The 19,642-nt window shown below is 72.5% G+C and carries 13 protein-coding genes; 7 read left to right on the top strand and 6 right to left on the bottom strand.

Features of this window, described 5'->3' with window-relative positions:
• Position 1: 1 nt before the first annotated feature.
• From ACFWW9_RS28315 to ACFWW9_RS28295, 5 genes are read left to right on the top strand one after another with little or no spacing between them, the layout of a single operon-like run.
• A complete protein-coding gene (locus ACFWW9_RS28315) occupies positions 2 to 3,106 on the top strand; it encodes a tubulin-like doman-containing protein (RefSeq protein WP_390384107.1) in 3,105 nt (1,034 codons plus the stop codon).
• Entirely contained in the window at positions 3,103 to 5,214 is a 2,112-nt protein-coding gene (locus ACFWW9_RS28310) for a hypothetical protein (protein WP_390384105.1), read from the top strand. The genes ACFWW9_RS28315 and ACFWW9_RS28310 overlap by 4 nt, the downstream gene beginning before the upstream one ends.
• On the top strand, positions 5,211 to 6,107 hold the full coding sequence (locus tag ACFWW9_RS28305) for a hypothetical protein (RefSeq protein WP_390384103.1): 897 nt from the start codon (positions 5,211 to 5,213) through the stop codon (positions 6,105 to 6,107). The genes ACFWW9_RS28310 and ACFWW9_RS28305 overlap by 4 nt, the downstream gene beginning before the upstream one ends.
• The gene (locus ACFWW9_RS28300; RefSeq protein WP_390384101.1) at positions 6,104 to 7,141 is read left to right on the top strand and encodes a hypothetical protein; all 1,038 of its coding nucleotides are present in this window, start codon (positions 6,104 to 6,106) and stop codon (positions 7,139 to 7,141) included. The genes ACFWW9_RS28305 and ACFWW9_RS28300 overlap by 4 nt, the downstream gene beginning before the upstream one ends.
• Positions 7,138 to 8,691 carry a hypothetical protein gene (locus ACFWW9_RS28295; protein WP_390384099.1) on the top strand — a complete coding sequence of 518 codons (1,554 nt, stop codon included), beginning with the start codon at positions 7,138 to 7,140 and terminating at the stop codon, positions 8,689 to 8,691. The genes ACFWW9_RS28300 and ACFWW9_RS28295 overlap by 4 nt, the downstream gene beginning before the upstream one ends.
• Before the next feature lie 3 nt (positions 8,692 to 8,694).
• On the opposite strand, the gene ACFWW9_RS28290 is transcribed toward ACFWW9_RS28295, so the two are convergent.
• Positions 8,695 to 9,738, bottom strand: a complete 1,044-nt coding sequence (locus ACFWW9_RS28290) for a ricin-type beta-trefoil lectin domain protein (protein ID WP_390384097.1) — start codon at positions 9,736 to 9,738, stop codon at positions 8,695 to 8,697.
• 93 nt (positions 9,739 to 9,831) lie between these two features.
• On the bottom strand, positions 9,832 to 10,893 hold the full coding sequence (locus ACFWW9_RS28285; RefSeq protein ID WP_390384095.1) for a LacI family DNA-binding transcriptional regulator: 1,062 nt from the start codon (positions 10,891 to 10,893) through the stop codon (positions 9,832 to 9,834).
• A gap of 45 nt (positions 10,894 to 10,938) precedes the next feature.
• On the opposite strand from ACFWW9_RS28285, the gene ACFWW9_RS28280 reads away from it, so the two are divergent.
• The gene (locus ACFWW9_RS28280; protein WP_390384093.1) at positions 10,939 to 11,940 is read left to right on the top strand and encodes an acetylxylan esterase; all 1,002 of its coding nucleotides are present in this window, start codon (positions 10,939 to 10,941) and stop codon (positions 11,938 to 11,940) included.
• Here the strand turns inward: ACFWW9_RS28280 and ACFWW9_RS28275 are convergent.
• Genes ACFWW9_RS28275 through ACFWW9_RS28260 form a run of 4 tightly spaced genes read right to left on the bottom strand, consistent with a single transcriptional unit; the run spans position 11,867 to position 17,174 of the window.
• Complete coding sequence (locus ACFWW9_RS28275; protein WP_390384091.1) at positions 11,867 to 12,838, bottom strand: ROK family protein; 972 nt, start codon at positions 12,836 to 12,838, stop codon at positions 11,867 to 11,869. The genes ACFWW9_RS28280 and ACFWW9_RS28275 overlap by 74 nt on opposite strands.
• 35 nt (positions 12,839 to 12,873) lie before the next feature.
• Positions 12,874 to 13,863 carry an L-glyceraldehyde 3-phosphate reductase gene (gene mgrA, locus ACFWW9_RS28270; RefSeq protein WP_390384089.1) on the bottom strand — a complete coding sequence of 330 codons (990 nt, stop codon included), beginning with the start codon at positions 13,861 to 13,863 and terminating at the stop codon, positions 12,874 to 12,876.
• Between the two features lie 8 nt (positions 13,864 to 13,871).
• The gene (locus ACFWW9_RS28265) at positions 13,872 to 14,726 is read right to left on the bottom strand and encodes a LacI family DNA-binding transcriptional regulator (RefSeq protein ID WP_390384087.1); all 855 of its coding nucleotides are present in this window, start codon (positions 14,724 to 14,726) and stop codon (positions 13,872 to 13,874) included.
• Entirely contained in the window at positions 14,727 to 17,174 is a 2,448-nt protein-coding gene (locus ACFWW9_RS28260) for a glycoside hydrolase family 2 protein (protein ID WP_390384085.1), read from the bottom strand.
• Between the two features lie 106 nt (positions 17,175 to 17,280).
• Between ACFWW9_RS28260 and ACFWW9_RS28255 the strand changes: the two genes are divergently transcribed.
• Positions 17,281 to 19,425, top strand: coding sequence for an alpha-galactosidase (locus tag ACFWW9_RS28255; RefSeq protein ID WP_390384083.1), 2,145 nt, complete (start codon positions 17,281 to 17,283; stop codon positions 19,423 to 19,425).
• The last annotated feature ends 217 nt before the right edge of the window (positions 19,426 to 19,642 follow it).

Below are 19,642 nucleotides of genomic sequence, written 5' to 3'. Positions count from 1 at the left end.
CATGAAGATCTACCAGCCGATGATGTTCGTCGGGTTGGGCGGAACGGGGTGCCGCGTGGGCGCCGAGCTGGAACGCAGGTTCCGCGCGGAACTCTGCGGGCCCGACGGCACCGCGCTGAAGACCGCCATGCCCGGCCAGAACTTCCTGCCCTACCAACTGCCCGGCTGCCTCCAGTTCGTCTACGCCGACCTGGCCGACGACGAGTTCGGCCACGTGGAGAGCCGGTCCGTGCCGGACCGCTCGCACCTGCCCGCCGCCCAGCGGACGCAGCGCATGGTGCGCGGGCTCGTCCCGTCGCACGACACCTTCCCCGAGGTGGCGCGCAGCCTGCGGCTGCTGTCGGACGACTACTGGGAGGGCTGGCTGCCGCCCCCGAGCGGCGAGCCGAAGGTGGCGCCGCTGTCCAAGGGCGCGGGCCAGTTCCCGACCGTGGGCCGCGCGTCGCTGTTCGAGACGTTCAAGGACGGTCTCGGCGTGGCGCAGGGACCGCTGGTCGAGGCGATCGGCGACATCAACAACTCCGGTGGCCAGCTCAGCGAACTGGGCGGCAGCCTGCGGGGCTCGATCGACGTGTTCGTCGCGTTCTCCGTCGCGGGCGGCACCGGCAGCGGCCTGTTCTACGACTACCTGCACCTCATCGGCGACGCGCTCAACCGCGGCAAGTACAAGGCGCGGATCTACCCGCTGGTGCTGATGGCGTCGGCGTTCGAGGACGGGTTGGGCGGCGGCCGGGCCGCGAAGCTCAACTCCGGCCGCGCGCTGCTCGACCTGTTCCGGATGGTCGACGACCAGAACTCCTCCGACGCGGGCATCGACCTGGACAGCCGCGGGGTGGCCGGGTCGCTGGCCGTGCGGTACCCGGCGCGCGACGAGATCAAGCTGCGCCCGAGCACCGTGCAGACCGCGTTCCTGTTCAGCGGCAACGCGGGCATGCGGCGCGAGGACCTGCACCGGTCGGTCGTGTCGATGGTGCTCTCGCTGGTCGGCAGCGACCTGCCGCGCGACGCCGAGGGCAGGACGACCGGCCAGCAGGAGTTCCAGTCCTTCGCGGACAGCTTCATCAACAAGGCCGCCGAGCGCAGCGTGCAGGCGTCGACCGGCATCGGCCGCCGGGGCGTGTCCACGAGTTCGGTCGCGTCGCTGACCGTGCCGGACGACGAGCTGGCGGACATCGTCAGCTCGCGGCTGCTCGCCGACGCCGTCCGCGAGCTGTCCGAGCCGCCGCCCGGCCAGGCGGAGAACAACCGCGACATGATCGCGAAGTTCTTCACCGACGCCAACATCGACCCGGTGTGGCACCGCGCGGCGATCCCGGTCAACGAGCCCGTCGCGACCAACGGCGCGGACGCGATCCTCAAGGTGCTCGGGGCGCGGGCGCGGACGATGGAGGCGAACCTGCACGCCCTCGGGCAGCAGTTGACCCAACAGGTCCCGGCCCTGACGCAGAACTTCGACCCGCACAGCGCGTTGCGGGCGGCGCTCGGCTCGATGGACCTGTTCCGGCTGCGGCGGGTCGTGGCGGGCCACGAGTCCATCACCGAGGAGATCAGCAAGCGCGGGTTCGCGCGCGTGCTGGAATCCCGGCGCAGCGAACCCCAGCCCCCACCGGGGATCACGCTGATCGCACCCGCCCCGCAGGTCGTGCGGGCGCGGATGGTGGGCCGCGTCAAGTTCTCCGACCCGTCGGTGCGCGACTCGATCCGGCGCCAGAACGAGTGGTACCTGTGGCGCGGGCAGTGCGCGTGGAACGCCGCGTGGGGTGACCAGGCGAGCCGGTGGGAGCGCAAGCTCCGCAACGCCCAGCAGGACCTGACCGAGTTGACCAAGGCGTTCGAGCAGCACGCCCAGTCCGACAACGCGCTGTTCGAACGGCGGTCGCGGGCGCTGGCCGAGCACCGGGTCGGCGTGTCGTACCTGCTGCCGCGCCAGGGCGACCTCAGCGGGTTCTACGGCGCGGTCGTGCGCCGGTTCGTCGACCACTACGTGGAGGTCGACCGCTTGCGCCCCAATGCATCCCCGGCGCAGGTCGTCGGCGAGATCCTCGGTGACCAGGGCTGGCGCACGGCGTTCGAGGTCCACCAGGAGCGCGACGCCGCGCAGGCCGTCGCGTTCGTGCGCGGCGAGCTGAAGAAGGCGGTGAAGTGGCTGTTCACCTACAACGACAACCGGCAGCCGCTGCTGCCGAGGATGCACGACCTGCTGACCGCGGCGAGCGGCCGGGAGAAGGACAAGGTCAGCGAGGAGGACCTGGCGCAGTTCCAGCAGAAGCTCGCGGGGCTGGTGCCCGGCGGGTTCGCGCCCAGCGGCAAGGGCCAGCTCAAGGTCCTGTACTCCTACCCCGCCCCCAACCACGACGGGGAGTTGGAGAACCTGTTGCGGCGCGTGGTCTACGTGCCCGACGGCGACCACGCGCACGAGGAGTTCCGGCCGGTGGACACCGAGTCCATCGCGGTCGTGCTGGTCCGCTCGTCGATGGGCCTCACCGAGGTCGACGAGGTGCGCGAGGTGCTGCGGTTCTGGTCGGAGGCGCTGCACGACGACCAGAACGAGGACTTCCTGCCGTGGCGGCAGCGGTTGGACTACCAGTCGCCCTACCTCGCCACCACGGCGACGGACCGGGTGAAGATCCTGCACCACCTGCTGTGCGCGGTGTGGAACGGCGAGGTGACCGCGATCGGCGGGGACGCCAACCCCGAGTCGATCAGCGTGTCGCTCGGCGTGAACATGCGGCTGGACCTCAACGGCTTCGGCCACCGGTCGAGCTGGGGCAGCGTGATCTCGGCCTACGAGCAGTGGGTGCTGGCCGACAGCGAGGACATCCGCAGGCAGTTCTGCGAGAAGCTGACCCGCAGCGCCCCGACCCGGCTCACCAGCACGCCGGTGAAGCCCTCGCAGCTGTTCCTCGAACTGCTGCGGCTCGCCGAGACCGAGCCCAAGCACCTGACCGACCTGCTGGCGCAGAACCGCGAGTCGGGCAGGCGCAGGCTGGAGTCGCTGCTCGAGTTCTGGGAGGTCGTCTTCCCCGCGGCCATGGAGCTGCGGTTCGCCGACAGCGCCGCGGTCGAGCACAACCTGACCGCGCTGCACGAGTGGTCCACCCGATGAGCGCGGACGTCGACGTCGTCGACCTCCGACCGGGGAGCGCGTCCGGCACCGCCCTCGACGCGCTGACCGCGGCGAGCCGCGTGGTCGTGGTCGACCGCAGCGAGCACGCCGGGGACAACCACGCCCACTACCAGCGGATCGCCACGATCGGCCAGGTGCGGGAGATCCTGCTCGTGCTCGTGGGTCCGATCGCGACCGAAGAGGACGGCCGGGCCGTGCTGCGGCAGTCCGCGATGCTCGGCGCGCAGAGCACGACGCTGTGGGTCGGCGACGAGCGCGGCTCGCGGTGGGAGGGCGGCACGGACCACGGCAGGCAGCCGGGGTCCGACGCGGCGGACGCCGTGGAGGACCTGCTGGAGGTCCTGCGCTCCCGGCGGGTGTTCGACGAGGTCGTCGGGCTGGTGCGGCGGATCCCGTTCCAGGCGGCCTGCCCGGCGCTGGACGTCGTGCACCCGTCGGTCCGGCCCGCCGAGCTGACCGCGTTGCTGCGCCGGGCGTTGCGGCAGTTGTCCGGAGTGGACGACGGGCCCGCCGCGGCCGACGAGCCGACGCCTCCGGCCGTCACCACGGCCGCCGCGGCAGTCACGCCGGGGTGCCGGCTCGACCAGGCGCGGTCCGCCGCCCGGCAGCGGCTCGCGGCCGCGGTCCGCGCGACGGCCGACCTGCGGCGGTGGAACGGGCCGTGGTCGCCGGGCGGCGCGGCGGCCCGCGACCTCGTGGCGGCGGCCGACGCCGCCGTGGAGCGGCACCGGACGCTCGCGCTGGAGGCCGTGGCGCTGGCCGAACGGCTGCCCGTCCCCGACGACGCGGCGTTGGAGGCGGTGGGCGTGCCCCGGCCCCACCCGGTCGACCACGGCGCGGTGGCCGCGGCGATGCGCGGCCTGCTCGGGTCCCGGCTGCACGACGGCTCGCTGCCGCTGGTCGGCCGGTCGCTGCGGCAGCTCGCCAACCGCCAGGCCCACCACGACGCCGACACCCGCGCGGTCGCGGCACGGGTGGTGCTGGAACAGCCCGCGCCGAAGACCGCGTGGCCCGCGGTGCTCGCCGTGCTGCCCGTGGTGCTGGCGACCTGCTTCGCCGCCGCGGGCCAACCCTCGGCGGGCACGGTCGCCGGACCCGCCCTCGCGGTGCTGTGGCTCGCGCTCGCCGCCGTGCTGCTGTCGCGCCGCCCGCCCGGCGGACCGCCCACGGCGCCCGCGGTCGGCGGCGTGGCCGTGGCCGCGGCCGCCGGAACCGCGCTCGGCCTGCTGGGCCCGGAGTGGCCCGCGCTGCCGACGGCCGGGGAAGCCGCCGTGGTCACCGCCTGCGCGCTCGTGCCGTTCGCCGCGCTCGGAGCCCTGTGGCGGGCCCAGGTCGACCGCTGGACCGCGACCCTCGCGCTGACCGCGGGCCAAGCGCTCACCGACCGGCTGGCCGTGCTCGTGGACCGGTCCGTGGTCACCCGGCAGGCCACCGCGGACCTGCGCCGCCGGACCGCCGACGCGGCGCTGCTGCTCGCGGGCGGCTGCGACGACGTGCGGGACGTGTTCGCCGCGACCTGCGCGGACGGCCCGGTCGACGAGGAACCGCCGACCGGCCACCACCACGACCTGCTGGAGGTGATCCACCGGGACCTGGAGCTGATCGGCACCGCCGCGCTGGAGGACTGCCTCGACGCCATCGCGTCCGGCGCCCCGCTCACCGCGGACGCCGGGCTGGTCGCGTCCCGCGCGCGGGACCTGACGAAGGAGTACGTCGAGTACCTCGGCCGGTCCGGCGTGCACCGGCGGCCACCGGTCGGCGACGCCGACGCGCGCCGCGACCTGGAAGCCGCGTTCTGGGAGGACTCGGCGCACGCGCGCCGGGTGCTCAAGGCCACCGGGCGCGAGGAGATGCGGCAGCTCTGCCACGTGGCCGACCTGCGGCGGCTCAACTCCGACTGGTCCGGGGTGGGGGTCGTCCGGTTCGCGCCGGAGCACGTGCGGGACCTGTTCGGCGTGATGGGCGAGGAGATCGTGGACACCGACCGCGACGTCGTCGGCGTGCTGCGGCTCGTCCCGCTGCGCCCCGGCGTGGTGCGGCGCGTCCAGCCCACCGCGTCCGGCCACGACACCAGGAGCGACCGGTGATCGACACGGATTTCCGCTACCTGCGGGGACAGGACACGCAGGGCAAGCGCCGCACGTGGCGGGTGCGGGTGGGCGCGGAGGTCGAGGCGGGGTCCGTGCTCGGCACCGCCGAGGCCACCCCGCCCGACGGCAGCGGCCCGTACGTGCTGCGCACGCTGCCACCGGCCGAGGTGGTCCGGCCCGACGTGTCGCAGACGTGGCTGGACAACGAGATCCGCGCGGTGCGACGGCTGTCCACGAGGTACCGCGCCGACCGCGCGCCCGCCGAGCTGCCCAGGGTCGTGGGGTTCGAGTTCGACAGCGGCGATCCGTTCGCGCTGCTGGCCTCCTACCCCGCGGCGAACACCGGGAACGGCGTGAGCAGGCTGCTCGACGCGCAGCGCACCACCTTCACCACGAGCCTGCTGCGGGCGCTCGCGCACCTCGCGGCGGTGGACCTCGTGCACGGCGGCGTGCGGCTGTCGTCGGTGCGGCTCACCGGGGCCACCGTGCGCCTGGTCAACTTCGAGCACGCCGTGCTGACCGGCGAGGAGTCGCCGTCCGGGGCGGGCCCCGCGCACCCCGGCGACGACGTGGCCGCGGCGGGCAGGCTGCTGCACGAGGTGTACACCGGGACGCCCGTCGCCGCCGACGAGCTGCCGGACCACACGGAGGTGCCGTGGCTGCGCACGCTGCTCGCGGGCGTGTTCACCGAGGAGCCACGGGACCGCCCCACGGCCCTGGACCTGTTGCGCCGCTTGAACTCCGCAGCTCCCGCTCCGTTCGACGACCCGGACGCCGCGCTGCGCAGGGGCCGGTCGAGGTTCGACGCGGTCCGCGCCGCCAAGCACCAGGTCCTCCGGCCGCCGCCGGTCCCGCCGGTGCCCGCCTTCCAACCCGGAGCCGTCCGATGACGCCCCCCTTGGTCACGTGCCCCACCTGCCAGGACCGGTTCCCGTGGGTGGAGGACCGCCTGCTGCGGTGGTCGCCGCGCGACGGCAAGTTCGTGCCCGTCGTGATCGCGGACACCACCAACCCGGTCAAGCTGGCCGACCTGCGGGCGAGCTGCTACGTCCGCTGCCCCAACCCGTCGAAGGACACGCCGGACCACCACATCCCCGTGGTGTACGGCCACAGCGCGCCGCCGGTCGTCGTCGGCCTGGTCGGCCGTCCCCGCGCGGGCAAGAGCCACCTGCTGGCCGCGATGATCCACGAGCTGGTCACCGGTCGCGCCAGCACGGCGGGCGTCTCCGTCCGCCCCGGCGACGGCGCCCAGCACGCCGCGTTCCGCGAGGGCCAGATCGACCCGCTGCTGCGCGGCGAGAAGCTGGCGGGCACCGGGTCGGGCATCACCGGCTACGCCGACTTCCTGCTGGTCCGCACGGCCGCGGGCGAACGCCCGGTCATCTTCTTCGACATCGCGGGCGAGGACTTCCGCGCCATGGCGTCCAACAACCGCGGTTCCCGCTTCCTGCTCAACACCAGCGCGCTGATGTTCGTCGAGGACGCCGACCTGGTCCTGTCCGGCGACGGCGCGGGCAACGAGTGGATCAACGACGCCCTCGGCCGCCTCGGCGTGGTCCCCCACCTGCGCTCGATCCCCGCGACCGTCGTCCTCACGAAGTCCGACCTCCTGCGCTACACCCACCCCGCCGACCGGTGGCTGCGCCGCCAGGACGACCGGGGACCGTTGCGCGCCACCGACTTCCTGGACGAGAGCCGCGACGTCTACGCGGTGCTGGACCAGTTCGGCGCGCACTTCGTCCGCGACCTCTACGAGCGCTTCGACCGGTGCACCCTGCACTTCGTCTCCGCGACCGGCGTGGCCGTGGAGGGCAAGAGCTACCCGCGCGGCGTGCACCCGATGCGCGTGCTGCGACCGCTGATCTCCCTGCTGGCCATGACCGGCGTCCTCACCGGCCGGGAAACCGAACTGGTGGGCACATGACCCGACCGCTGGACCGCATCGCGTTCGGCTTCGTGGAGGCCGACGGCATGGGCGTCGTCGCCACCACGTTCCCGGAGAACGACCACCGGGTCGCCGTGTGGTCGGACCGCCTGAAGCACCACATCCGCCTGCAACCGAGCCAGGTCGGCGGCCGCACCCACGTGCCCGCCCGTTCCCTGTCCTACCTGGAGTTCGACGACGGCGCCGCCGCCCTCCTGCACCGCGTGGACCAGGGCGAGATCGGCCGCAACCTCTCCCACGCCATCCTCGGCACCACCGCGGAACTCCGCCCGGCGGCGGCGAGCCTCTGGACGTGGACCGGCTGGCCGCAGGACCCCCACACCCGGCTGGACCAGGCGGAACTGCTCCACCACCACCGCCGGGCGACACCGACCCTCGACCAGCAGTGCCTGGCCCACCAGGACCACGTGATCCCGATGGTCCGGGCGGTGCTGCTGGACCCGATGGCCCGGCTGAGCGTCCTGGACGCCCCGGACGACGCCGCGCCCGCACTGGTCCACCTGCTCCGCGGCCTCACCGCGCCGCTGTTCGAGGTGGCCCCCACGTTCTCGACCTACGAGGTCTCCGACAGCAGGGCCATCCCCGACCTCCCGTCGGTCGTCTTCCTCAAGGCGGCCCCGGCGGCGGGCGAGACCACCCACACCCGCCTCTACCTGGACGACCCGCCGCTGCCCGACCGCTGCACCGACGCGGCTCGCGCACTGGTGGCCCGCTACGTGACCGCCGACCCGGCGGACCGGGCGGCCACCTACCACCGCTGGCTCACCGACCTGGCGGGCTCCGACCCTAACCCGGTGAAACGGGCCGAGCACCTCGTGACGGCACTGACCGGACGAGCGGGTTCACGACCACCGCTGCCACCACCGCCGCCGCCCCCGGTGGCCGCCCGCCCCGCTCCCCCACCCCAGGCACCCCGGACCAGGCGGGCGAAACGCGACTGGGCCGACATCCCCGACGACCGGCTGGTGGACGAGATCGCCGTCGCGCGGCCGGAGGAGGTGCTCGGCGGGCTGGAGACGCTGGCCCGGCGGACCGGAAACCAGAACCCCGAGCTGCGCAGGCGGATCCGCGCCGACCTGGCCCGCCACTCCTACCTGGAGGGCCAGGTCCGCGCCGCGCTCCCCCACGACCACGTGGGCCGCTGGGAGGCCACCCTGCGGATCCTCCGGTTCGCCTACGGCGCGGACGGCCGTGACCTGGCGGCGGAACCGCCACCGCGCCTGCCCACGCCGCCGAACCCGGTGTTCCTCCAGGCGGTCCACCACCTGGCGTCCCTGAAAGGCAGGCAGGCGAAGGCGGACGAACTGCTGGGCGCGCTCGTCCGACAGCAGTTCCCGCCCGCGCCGGACCTCCCGGCGGGCCCGGCCGCCGCGGAACCGCACCAGGAACCCCAAGCGCCCCAAGGGTTGGCGCTGCGCTACCGCTGGGAGGTCCTGGCCACCACCCCGCCGATCCTGCAACCGGTGGTGGTGCTGGCCTTCGCGACCGCGGTGCTGTTGCTCGGTCTCACCCTCGGCCTGGCGCTCTGACCGCTACCGCAGAACCCACCTCTGGTTGGCCTGCCCGTTGCAGGTCCACATCGCCACCCGCGTCCCGTTGGCGGTGCCCTGCCCCATGGCGTCCAGGCACAGCCCCGAGTTCACCACCGTCCCGTCCCCGATCACCCACTGCTGGGCCGTTCCACCGGAGCAGTCCCGCACCTGGGCCGTCACGTTCTGCCCACCGCCTTCCAGACACCTCCCGGCAGCGGTACGCACCTCCTTGCCTACCACGGTCCACCGCTGCGACACGCCCCCACCGCAGTCCCACAACTGGGCCGCACCACCGGACGTCACGTCGAGGCACCGCCCCGACTGCGCCCCCACGACCGCCGTCCCACCGACCGGAGCCCCCGACAGCACGGCGGCCAACGGCGGGTACCAGCGCGCCTCCATCTTCCGGATTCCCGTGCTGTCGTTGGGGTGCACGCCGTCGTAGGTGTCGGAGGCCGTGCTGAACCCGGTCCACTGGTCCACCACCGTGATGGGCGACTGGGCGGTCGAGTTGGCCGCCGCCCAGCCCGGTATGGCGGCGTTCAACGCCACCACTCGCTGCCCGCACTCCGCGCACCCGCTGGGGTTCATCGGGATGATCTGCGCGACGAGCACCTTCGTCGCGGGGTTGCTCGCCCGCATCTGCCCCAGCAGCTTCGTGTACGCGCCGAGGATCGTCGAGGCGGGGATGGCGTTCCACACGTCGTTGGTGCCCAGGTGCATCAGCACGACGTCGGGCCGGGTCGACGACAACCAGCCCGGCAACTGGTTCTCGTCGGCGATCCGCGTGGCGAGGAACCCGCCGTGCCCCTCGTTCTCCCCGTCGTAGGCGAACCCGCACCCCTGCGCGGGCAACGTCCCCACGAAGTCGGTGTTGGTCAGCCCGGAACTCTGCAAGTGCTGCCAGAGCAACGCCCGCCAGCACCCCGGCGACCCGGTGATCGAGTCTCCGAGCGCCATGATCCGCACCGGAGCGGCGGCCGAGGCGGGAACGGGCACCGCCCACGCCACCAGCATCAGCAGAACAGCAAGAACAGCCCTCATCACGAGCACCTTCCACCGCATGGACGAGCAGGGATGCGATTCCCCGTCGCACGCGCGGTGCGACGAGCCGGCAGGCACTTCGAGGTTAAGCGGTTAACGTCCCGCGGACAATCCGCCAACAGGCCCCGTGCTGGAGCGCGGCACCAGTTCGGGGTCGGACGTCTTCACGTGCAGCGCCTCCCCGCCCCCGATCACGTCCAGCAGCAGCCGCACGGCCGTGGCGCCCCGTTCGGCGATCGGCCGCCGCACGGCCGTCAACGCGGGCCGCACCAACCGGCACAGCGCCGAGTCGTCCCACGCCACGATGGACAGCCGGTCCGGCACCGGGATGCCCAGCTCGTGCGCCACGGCCAGCGCGGACACGGCCATCACGTCGTTGTCGAACACCATCGCCGTGGGCGGTTCGGCTCCTGTCAGCACCCGCCGGGTGACCCGCGCGGCGGCCTCGTCCGAGTAGTCCGCGTGCACGGCCCGCGCCTCCGTCAGCCCCAGCCGCGACGCGACGGCGGTGAACGCCGACGACCGGATCCGGGTGTGCACGAACGTGTCCGGCCCCGCCACCCGCACGATCCGCCGGTGGCCCAGCGCCACCAGGTACTCCACGACCTCGACCACGGCGGACTCGTCGTCCGTCCACACGCAGGGCAGGTCCTCCAGCACCGGCTCCGCCAGCACGACGGTCGGCAACCCGAGTTCCCGCACCAGGTCCACGCGCGGGTCGGACGCCCGCAGGTCGGCCAGCAGCACCCCGTCGACCCGCCGCCCCGCCCACCACCGCCGGTAGGCCTCCAACTCGGCCGCGGAGTCGTCCGTCACCTGGAGCAGCAGCGCCGTGGGGCCGTCGGCCAGCGCGTCCTGGATCCCGGCGATGAGCTGCACGAAGAACGGCTCGACGCCCAACTCCCGCGCGGGCCGGTCGATCACCAGCCCGATCGCGTTCGCCCGCCCGTCCGACAACGACCGCGCGGCGCTGCTGGGCACCCACCCCAGCCGGTCGGCGATCTCCACCACGCGCCGCCGGGTCGTCTCCGACACGCCCGGCCGCCCGTTGAGCGCGTACGACACCGCGCCGGTCGACACCCCGGCCGCTTTCGCGATGTCCGAGATGGTCGGACGCTTGTCCCGCACCGACGCCCCCTGCCGCTTGTCGATCACGGGAGTCTAGCCCCCGAACCCGCTAAACTCGGGCAGGTCAACCGGTTGAGCACCCTGGGGGTCCCTGTGCCGTGGTTCGACCTGCCCGCCGACCAGCTCGTCGCCTACCGCACTCCCACCCCGGAACCCGATGGCCTGGACGACTGGTGGCGCACCCGCCTCGACAAGTCCCGCGCCGCGGCCGAGCCGCCTGTCCTGACCAGGTACGAGCCCGAGCTGTACGGCGCTCTCCCGGTCTGGGACGTCGAGTTCTCCGGCTGCGACGGCGATCCCGTCCGCGCCTGGTACCTCCGCCCGCCGGGCAGTGCCGCCGACACCCCGTTGCCCACGGTCGTCACGTTCATCGGCTACGGCGGCGGCCGGGGCCTCCCGGTCGAGCACACCCTGCTGCCCAGCGCCGGTTTCGCCGTGTTCGTGATGGACGTCCGCGGCCAGGGCGGCCGGGCGTCGATCGGCGCGACCAGCGACCGCGGCGCCGCCTTGGACGGCCCGACCCACCCCGGCATGATGACCAGGGGCCTCGACTCACCGGAGAACTACTACTTCACCCGCCTGCTCGCGGACGCGGCGAGGGCCGTGGAGGTCGTGGCCGACCTGGACGGCGTGGACCGCGACCGGATCGCCGTCAGCGGCGGCAGCCAGGGTGGCGCGCAGGCGCTCGCCGCGGCGGCGTTGACCGACCTGGTCAAGGTCTGCCACGCGGACATCCCGTTCCTCTGCGACATCCAGCGCGCGGTCACCGTCAGCTCGACCACGCCGTACACCGAGGTCGCGGACTTCCTCGCGCAGCAGATCGACCTGGTGCCGACCGCGCTGGACACCCTCCGGTACGTCGACTGCGCGCTGCTGGCCCGGCGGATCACCGCCGAGTGCCTGCTGAGCGTCGGCCTGATGGACCCGGTGTGCCCGCCGTCCACGGTGTACGCGGCCTACAACGAGATCACGGCGACCAAGGACCTCGCGGTGTTCCCGTTCACCGGGCACGCGGTGCCGCGATCGCACGTGGAGCGCCAGCTCCGACACCTGCGGGCGGTGCTGGTTCCCTGACCAGCGCGGCGGCCCCCACCAGCCCGGCGTCCACGCCGAGCAGCGCGGGCAGCACGTCGACGCGCCGCATGAAGTCCAGGCCCGGCCATCCCTCCAGCGTCCCGGTGATGGCCGGGCCGAGCAGGTCCCACGCCTGTGCCACGCCCCCGCCGACGACGACCCGGTCCACCTCGCACAGCGCCGTGGCGACGGTGATCACCCGGGCCACCGCGACCCCGGACCGGTGGAACGCGGCCCGCGCGATCGGGTCGCCCGCCCGCGCGGAGTCGGCCAGCGACCGCCCGTCGGCGACCCCCGCGCACACCCACCCGCGTTCCTCGGCCCACCGCACGATCGACGGCCCGCTCGCGATGGCCTCGGAACAGCCGCGGGCGCCGCACGCGCACAGCGGTCCGCCGGGGTCGAGGACGAAGTGGCCGACGTGCCCCGCGTTCCCGGCCGCGCCGAGGTGGGCGCGGCCGTCGAACACGAACCCGCCGCGGATGCCGGTCGACACGACCATGCCCAGCAGCGCGTCACTCCCGCGGCCCGCGCCGTGGTGGTGCTCGGCCAGCGCCATGCAGACCGCGTCCCCGGCCAGCCGCACCGGCACGCCGGGCACCAGCTCGGCCATCCGGTCGACCAGCGGGAACCCGCGCCAGCCGCCGATGTTGACCGGGCTCACCGAGCCGGTGCGCACGTCCATCGGGGCCGCGCAGGCGATGCCGACCCCGACGACGTCGTGCCCGTCGACCAGTTCGCGCACCACGTCCGCCAACGCGCGCCAGACGGTCTCGCCGTCACCCGAGGGGGTGGCGGCGGACCGACCGGCCACGACCATGCCGTCCGGCGCCACCAACGCCACGGCCAATTTCGTGCCGCCGACGTCGACGGCGAGCGCGAGTTCGGACGTCCCCACCACAGCCCACCTCACGGACGCGACCAGCACGGACCTCAGAGCAGGCGGTCGATCTCCGCCAGCTCGTCGGCGTCGAAGTCGAGGTTCCGGGTCGCCGCCACGGTGTCCTCCAGCTGCGCGACGCTGCTCGCGCCGACCAGCGCGGACGTCACCCGGCCGCCGCGCAGCACCCACGCGATCGCCATCTGCGCGAGCGTCTGGCCCCGGCGCTTGGCGATGTCGTTCAGCGCCCGCACCGTGGCCAGCTTCTCCTCGGTGAGCCCGTCCGAGCTGAGGAACGGGCTGGCGGACGCCGCCCGCGAGTCCTCGGGGACGCCGTTGAGGTACCGGTCGGTCAGCAGCCCCTGCGCCAGCGGCGAGAACACGATCGACCCGGCGCCGACCTCGTCCAGCACGTCCTGGAGGCCGTCCTCGATCCACCGGTTCACCATCGAGTACGACGGCTGGTGGATCAGCAGCGGCGTGCCCAGCTCGCGCAGCACCCGCGCGGCCTCGGCGGTCTGCTCCGGCGAGTAGTTCGAGATGCCGACGTAGAGCGCCTTGCCCTGCCGCACGGCCGAGTCGAGCGCGCCCATCGTCTCCTCGATCGGCGTCTCCGGGTCCGGCCGGTGCGAGTAGAAGACGTCCACGTAGTCCAGTCCCATGCGGCCCAGCGACTGGTCCAGCGAGGACAGCAGGTACTTGCGCGAGCCCCACTCGCCGTACGGGCCGGGCCACATGTCGTAGCCGGCCTTGGTGGAGATGACCAGCTCGTCGCGGTACGGGCGCAGGTCGCGCGCGAAGTGCCTGCCGAAGTTCGCCTCGGCCGAGCCGGGCGGCGGGCCGTAGTTGTTCGCCAGGTCGAAGTGCGTCACGCCGAGGTCGAACGCCCGGCGCAGCACGGCCCGCTGGACGTCCGTGGTGCGGTCGCCGTCGCCGAAGTTGTGCCACAGCCCGAGCGACACCGCGGGCAGCTTGAGCCCGCTGCGGCCGACTCGGCGGAAGGGCATGTCGTCGTAGCGCGTGTCCGCGGCGACGTGGGTCACGGTTCTCCTCAGGGGGTGGGTGCCGGGGCGCTGGTGCCCCGCTGGACGAGCGCGGCCGCGGGCGACCAGCGCTCGGCGACCGGTGTGCCGTCGATCAGCTCCAGCACGGACTCGGCGACCGAGGTCCCGAACTGGTGCACGTCGACGCTCATCGTGGTCAACGCGGGCGTGGCCAGCCTGCACAGCGTCGAGTCGTCCCAGGCGACGAGGCTCAGCTCGTCCGGGACGGCGACGCCGAACTCCTTGGCGGTGTTCAGGCCCGCCACGGCCATCACGTCGTTGTCGTAGAGGATCGCCGTCGGCCGCTGCTCCCGGCCGAGCAGCGCGGCGGTGAGCTTCGCGCCGGACTCCTCGGAGTAGTCGCCCTCCAGCACCACCGGCTCCACGCCCGCCGCGCTGCAGCCCGCGAGCAGCGCCGCGGTCCTGGCCCTGGTGTGCAGCAGCGACTCGGGGCCGCTGATCCGGGCGATCCGCCGGTGGCCGAGGTCGAGCAGGTGCGCGAGCGCCTCCTCCATCGCCCCGGCGTCGTCCGAGCGCACGGCGGGCATGTCCGTGCCCGCCGCGGGCTCGCCGACGACGATGGTCGGCAGGCCGATCTCGCGCAGCACGGCGGGCCTGGGGTCGTCGGCGGTGCGGTTGACCAGCAGCACGGCGTCCACCAGGTGGCGGGCGGCCCAGCGCCGGTACGCGGTGGTCTCGGCGTCGTGCGTGCCCACCACGTGCAGCAGCACGGACAGGCCGCGCTCGGTGAGCCGCTCCTCGATGCCCGCGATGAACTCCATGAAGAACGGCTCCGCGCCGAGCAGGCGGGCGGGGCGGGCGAGCACCAGCCCGACCGCGCCGACCGAGTCGGGGGCCGCCACTCAGGACCCGGCCGCGGGGGTGACGAGCCCGTTAGCGCAGCGCAGGACCAGCGGCCCGACCAGCGCGGACGGGTCGGCGAGCGCGGCCGTGCGGACCAGGAACGAGCGGGTCTCGCCCGCGAGCATCGGCACCAGCATCTCCTCGGCGACGGCGTCCGGGGCGGCCCGGTCCGCCAGCAGGGCGACGTCCCGCGCGAACGACGTGGCGCTCACGTCCACGCGGTAGCCGCCGGTCACGGCCTCGACCCGCGCGCTCAGCGGAGCGGGGTCGTAGGACAGGTCGCGGTCCTCGGCGAAGAGGTGGACGGCGCGCGCGTCGGCCGTGGTCGCCACCAGCACCTCCCCCTTCGGGTCGTTCGGGGTGACCAGTGGCTCGGTCAACTCGATCCGCGCGGCGGCACGGGCGGGCACCGCCACCGCGAGCGTAGTCGTCGCCAGCAGGTGCCCGTCGAAGGTCTGCCGCTCCAGCCGCAGCTCACCGGACCACTCCTCGTCGTGGTCGTTGACCGCGGTCAGCACGAGCCGCCCGAACCGCGGCTGGAACGTGAGCAGCCGGGGGGCGAACGCGTGCCGCAGCGCGTACCAGAGCGGCTTGAGGCGGTCGTCGCCGTCGACCGCCGCCCACGACGTGGACGGCCAGCAGTCGTTGAGCTGCCAGACCACCGCGCCCGCCGTGCGCGGCCACCACGACCGGAAGTGCTCCACGCCGAACGCCACCGCGCGGGCCTGGTTGAGCTGGGTCGCCCAGTGCCAGTCGGCGAAGTCCTCCGGCACGGGCAGGTGCGCGGCCAGTCCCCGGTCCAGCTTGCCGTTGCCGTCCTCGGCCTTCTGGTGCAGCAGGAACGTCGGGGACGTGGACGTGAGCGGCTCGTCGTGCACCCACTCGGTCAGGGTCGACCACGTCGGCGGCCCCTGGAAGCCGAACTCGGAGCAGAAGCGCGGCACGTGGTCGAGGTAGCGGGTGTAGTCGAGCCGGTTCCACACCTCCCACTCGTGCCGGGTGCCGTGGTCGGGGTCGTTCGGGTGCGCGTCACCGGGGCTGTACGGGCTGCCCGGCGAGTAGAACCGGGTCGGGTCCAGCTCGGCGACGATCGCGGGCAGCAGCTCCGAGTAGTACCCGAGCCCCCACGTGCGCCCGTCGAGCTGCTCGGCCCAGCCCCAGTCGGCGAAGCCCCACAGGTTCTCGTTGTTGCCGTTCCACAGCGCCAGCGACGGTCGCGCGACGAGCCGGGCGACGTTCTCCCGCGCCTCGGCCTCGACCTCGGCGCGCAGCGGCTCCTCCTCCGGGTAGGAGGCGCAGGCGAACGGGAAGTCCTGCCACACCAGCACACCGCGCTCGTCGCACACGTCGTAGAAGTCGTCGGTCTCGTAGATGCCGCCGCCCCACACCCGCAGCAGGTTCAGGTTCGCCCCCACGGCCTGGTCGACCCGCCGAGCCAGCCGCTCACGGGTGATCCGGGTGAGGAAGTGGTCGTCCGGAATCCAGTTCGCCCCCTTCACGAAGACCGGCTTCCCGTTGACCACGAACGTGAACGGCGTGCCGATGTCATCGGGCGTGGTGTCCACCGTGATCGTGCGGAACCCGATCCGGTGCTCACTCCCGTCGACGACCTCACCATCGGCCACCAGCGACACGGCCAGGTCGTACCGCCGCTGCCCGCCATACCCGACCGGCCACCACAACTCCACGTCCGGCACCACCACCGTCGCCACACCCGAGTCACCGTCAAGAACGACCCGCTCCGACCTCCCACCCACCGCGACCACCAGTTCCAGACCGGCCGCTACACCCCGCTCCACCTCGACGTGCACCTCGACCCGACCGGAACCATCACCATCCACGGTCACCAACGGCCGCACCGACGCGAACCGGGCACCGACCCACCGCTCCAACCGCACCGGCTTCCAGATCCCCGCGGTCTGGAGATCCGGCCCCCAGTCCCACCCGAACGAGCAGGCCATCTTGCGCACCATGTTGAACGGGTGCGGGTACGCGTGCTCCCGCCGCCCCAACTCGGCCTCGACCTTCTCCGCGTGCTCCAACGCCGACCCGAAGGCCACCACCAGCTCGTTCGCCCCGTCCCGCAGCACCGAGCGCACGTCGAACCGGTAACCCCGGTGCATGTTCCAGGTGGACCCGAGCACCACCCCGTTCAACTCCACGGACGCCACCGTGTCCAGCCCGTCGAACACCAGGTCCACCCGCTCGCCGTCACCAGGGGCAACGGCGTCGAACGTGAGCGCGTACCGCCACCCCGCCCGGTGCATCCAGACCAGGTCGGCCTCGGCGCGGTCGAGGTACGGGTCGGGGATCAACCCGGCGGCCAGCAGGTCCAGGTGGGTGCTACCGGGCACCGAGGCCCGCACGGTCCGCCCGGCGACGGCCGACGGCACGTCACCCGACACCGCGCTCAGGTGCCACCCGTCGTGCAAGGTCTGGTGGATCATGGGGTCCCCGCTCCACGAAGTGACTCGAAATCGTGTCGATTCTTACGTCGGCAACTAAAGTAAGTCAATGATGGGGCCCCGACGACCGACAGGGACGTAGCTCACCATGACCTCCGCTTCCAGTCCCGACCACGCCCACCTGCGCGCGGCAGGCGTGAGCCTCGCGCTAGACCTCTCCGGCGACACCCTGCCCAGGGTCCTGCACTGGGGCGCGGACCTGGGCGAGGACGCCGACTTCGGCGCACTCCGCACCACCCAGCTCCGCCAGCCGATCGGCAACTCCATCGCGGGCCACGTAGACGTGGCAGTCCTCCCAGAGCAGTCAGCGGGCTGGCTAGGGACCCCCGGCCTGGTCGGCAACCGCGCGGGCCGCGACTTCTCCACCAGGTTCCACGTCACCGAAACACATCTCACGCTCACCTCGGTCACCACCCAGGCCGAAGACCAGACCGCAGGCCTCACCCTGACCCTGACCATCGAACTGTCCCCAGCGGGCGTGGTCCGCCAACGAGCCGCCGTGACCAACACCGGCGACACCCCGTTCAGCGTCGACGCGGTGAACCTGACCCTCCCGGTCCCCCCAGCGGCCGTGGAACTGCTCGACTTCACCGGCCGCCACCTCCGCGAACGCACGCCACTGCGCACCGAGTTCACTCAAGGCCTGCGCATGCGCGAGAACCGCACCGGCCGCACCGGCTACGACACGGCGTACCTCCTCGCAGCGGGCACGAAATCCTTCGGCCACCGCTCCGGCGAGGTCTGGGCCGTCCACACGGCGTGGTCCGGCAACCACCGCACCTTCGCCGAACGAACCTTCCACGCGGTATCGCTGCTCGGCTCCGGCGAACTCCTCCTCTCCGGCGAACTCACCCTCACCACCAACGACACCTACACAACCCCGTGGCAGTACGGCTCCTACGGCCACGGCCTCGACGAACTCTCGGCCCGCTTCCACCAGGACCTGCGCGCCCGCCCATCCCACCCGTCCACCCCGCGCCCGGTGGTGGTGAACACCTGGGAGGCCGTCTACTTCGACCACGACCTCACCCGCCTCAAGGACCTGGCAGACGCCGCAGCGGCAGTAGGCGCGGAACGCTTCGTCCTGGACGACGGCTGGTTCGGCTCCCGCCGCGACGACCAGCGGGGCCTAGGAGACTGGCACGTCTCCGACGAGGTCTGGCCCACCGGCCTGACCCCCATCATCAACCACGTCAACGAACGAGGAATGCAGTTCGGCCTCTGGGTAGAACCAGAAATGATCAACGAGGACTCCGACCTGGCCAGGGCCCACCCGGACTGGATCATGTCGGCCACCAACGACCGACTCCCACCCCCCGCACGCAACCAACAGGTCCTGGACCTCGCCAACCCGGAAGCGTTCGCCCACATCGAGGAGCGCCTGGACACCCTCCTCACCACCAACAAGATCGCCTACCTCAAGTGGGACCACAACCGCGACCTCGTGGAAGCAGGCCACCGCCCCACCGGCCAAGCAGGCGTACACGGCCAAACCAATGCCCTCTACCGCCTCCTCGACACCTTGCGCGCCAAGCACCCCACGGTGGAAATCGAGTCCTGCTCCTCCGGCGGCGGCCGAGTGGACCTGGAAATCCTCCAACGCACCGACCGCGTCTGGGTCTCGGACTGCATCGACGCCTTGGAACGCCAGAACATCCAACGCTGGACCAACACCCTCATCCCGTTGGAGTTGATGGGCACCCACGTGGGCTCAGGCATCTCCCACACCACCCACCGCAAACACCCCTTGGACTTCCGCGCGGGCACAGCCCTGTTCGGCCACTTCGGCATCGAATGGGACCTCACAGCAGCGACAGAGGAAGACCGCACCCGCCTAGCAGAATGGGTAGCCCTCTACAAGGAAGTCCGAACCCTCCTCCACACAGGCACAGCAGTACACGCAGACCACCCAGACCCGGCGTACACGATCCACGGCGTAGTAGCACAAGACGGCACAGACGCCCTCTACGCCATCGTCGCCACCAACACCTCCGAGTACTACCCCACAGGCCCAGTACACCTCCCAGGTCTACACCCGGAAAAGACCTACCACCTGCGCCCCCAACCCCCAGGCGACATCCCAGACGGCAACGCGATCCGCTGGGGCGTACAACTCCCGTGGTGGACCCCAGAAGGCATCACCACCACAGGCAAAGCCATCACAGCAGCAGGCGTACAGGCCCCAGTCCTCTTCCCAGAACGCCTAGTCCTAATCCGCGCAACCGCCGTCTAGCCAGCCCTCACCAAACGGCCACACCCAACCACCCCCCACCAAACGGCCACACCCAACCACCGCCCAGCCTCACGAAAACGGGAGCACGCAACCAACCCACCGCCTGAGCACTCCCCTCCCTGCACCCCGATCCGAAGCGCCTTCGCACCCGTTTTGTCTTGTCAAGGCATCTTTCCCGCCTTGACAAGACAAAACGGGTGTTGAAATAATTGCGCGA

This window comes from Umezawaea sp. NPDC059074, from assembly GCF_042738955.1.
Classification (GTDB): domain Bacteria; phylum Actinomycetota; class Actinomycetes; order Mycobacteriales; family Pseudonocardiaceae; genus Umezawaea.
Note: the sequence above shows the minus strand (reverse complement) of the source record. Positions and strands in the feature narration are given on the sequence as shown.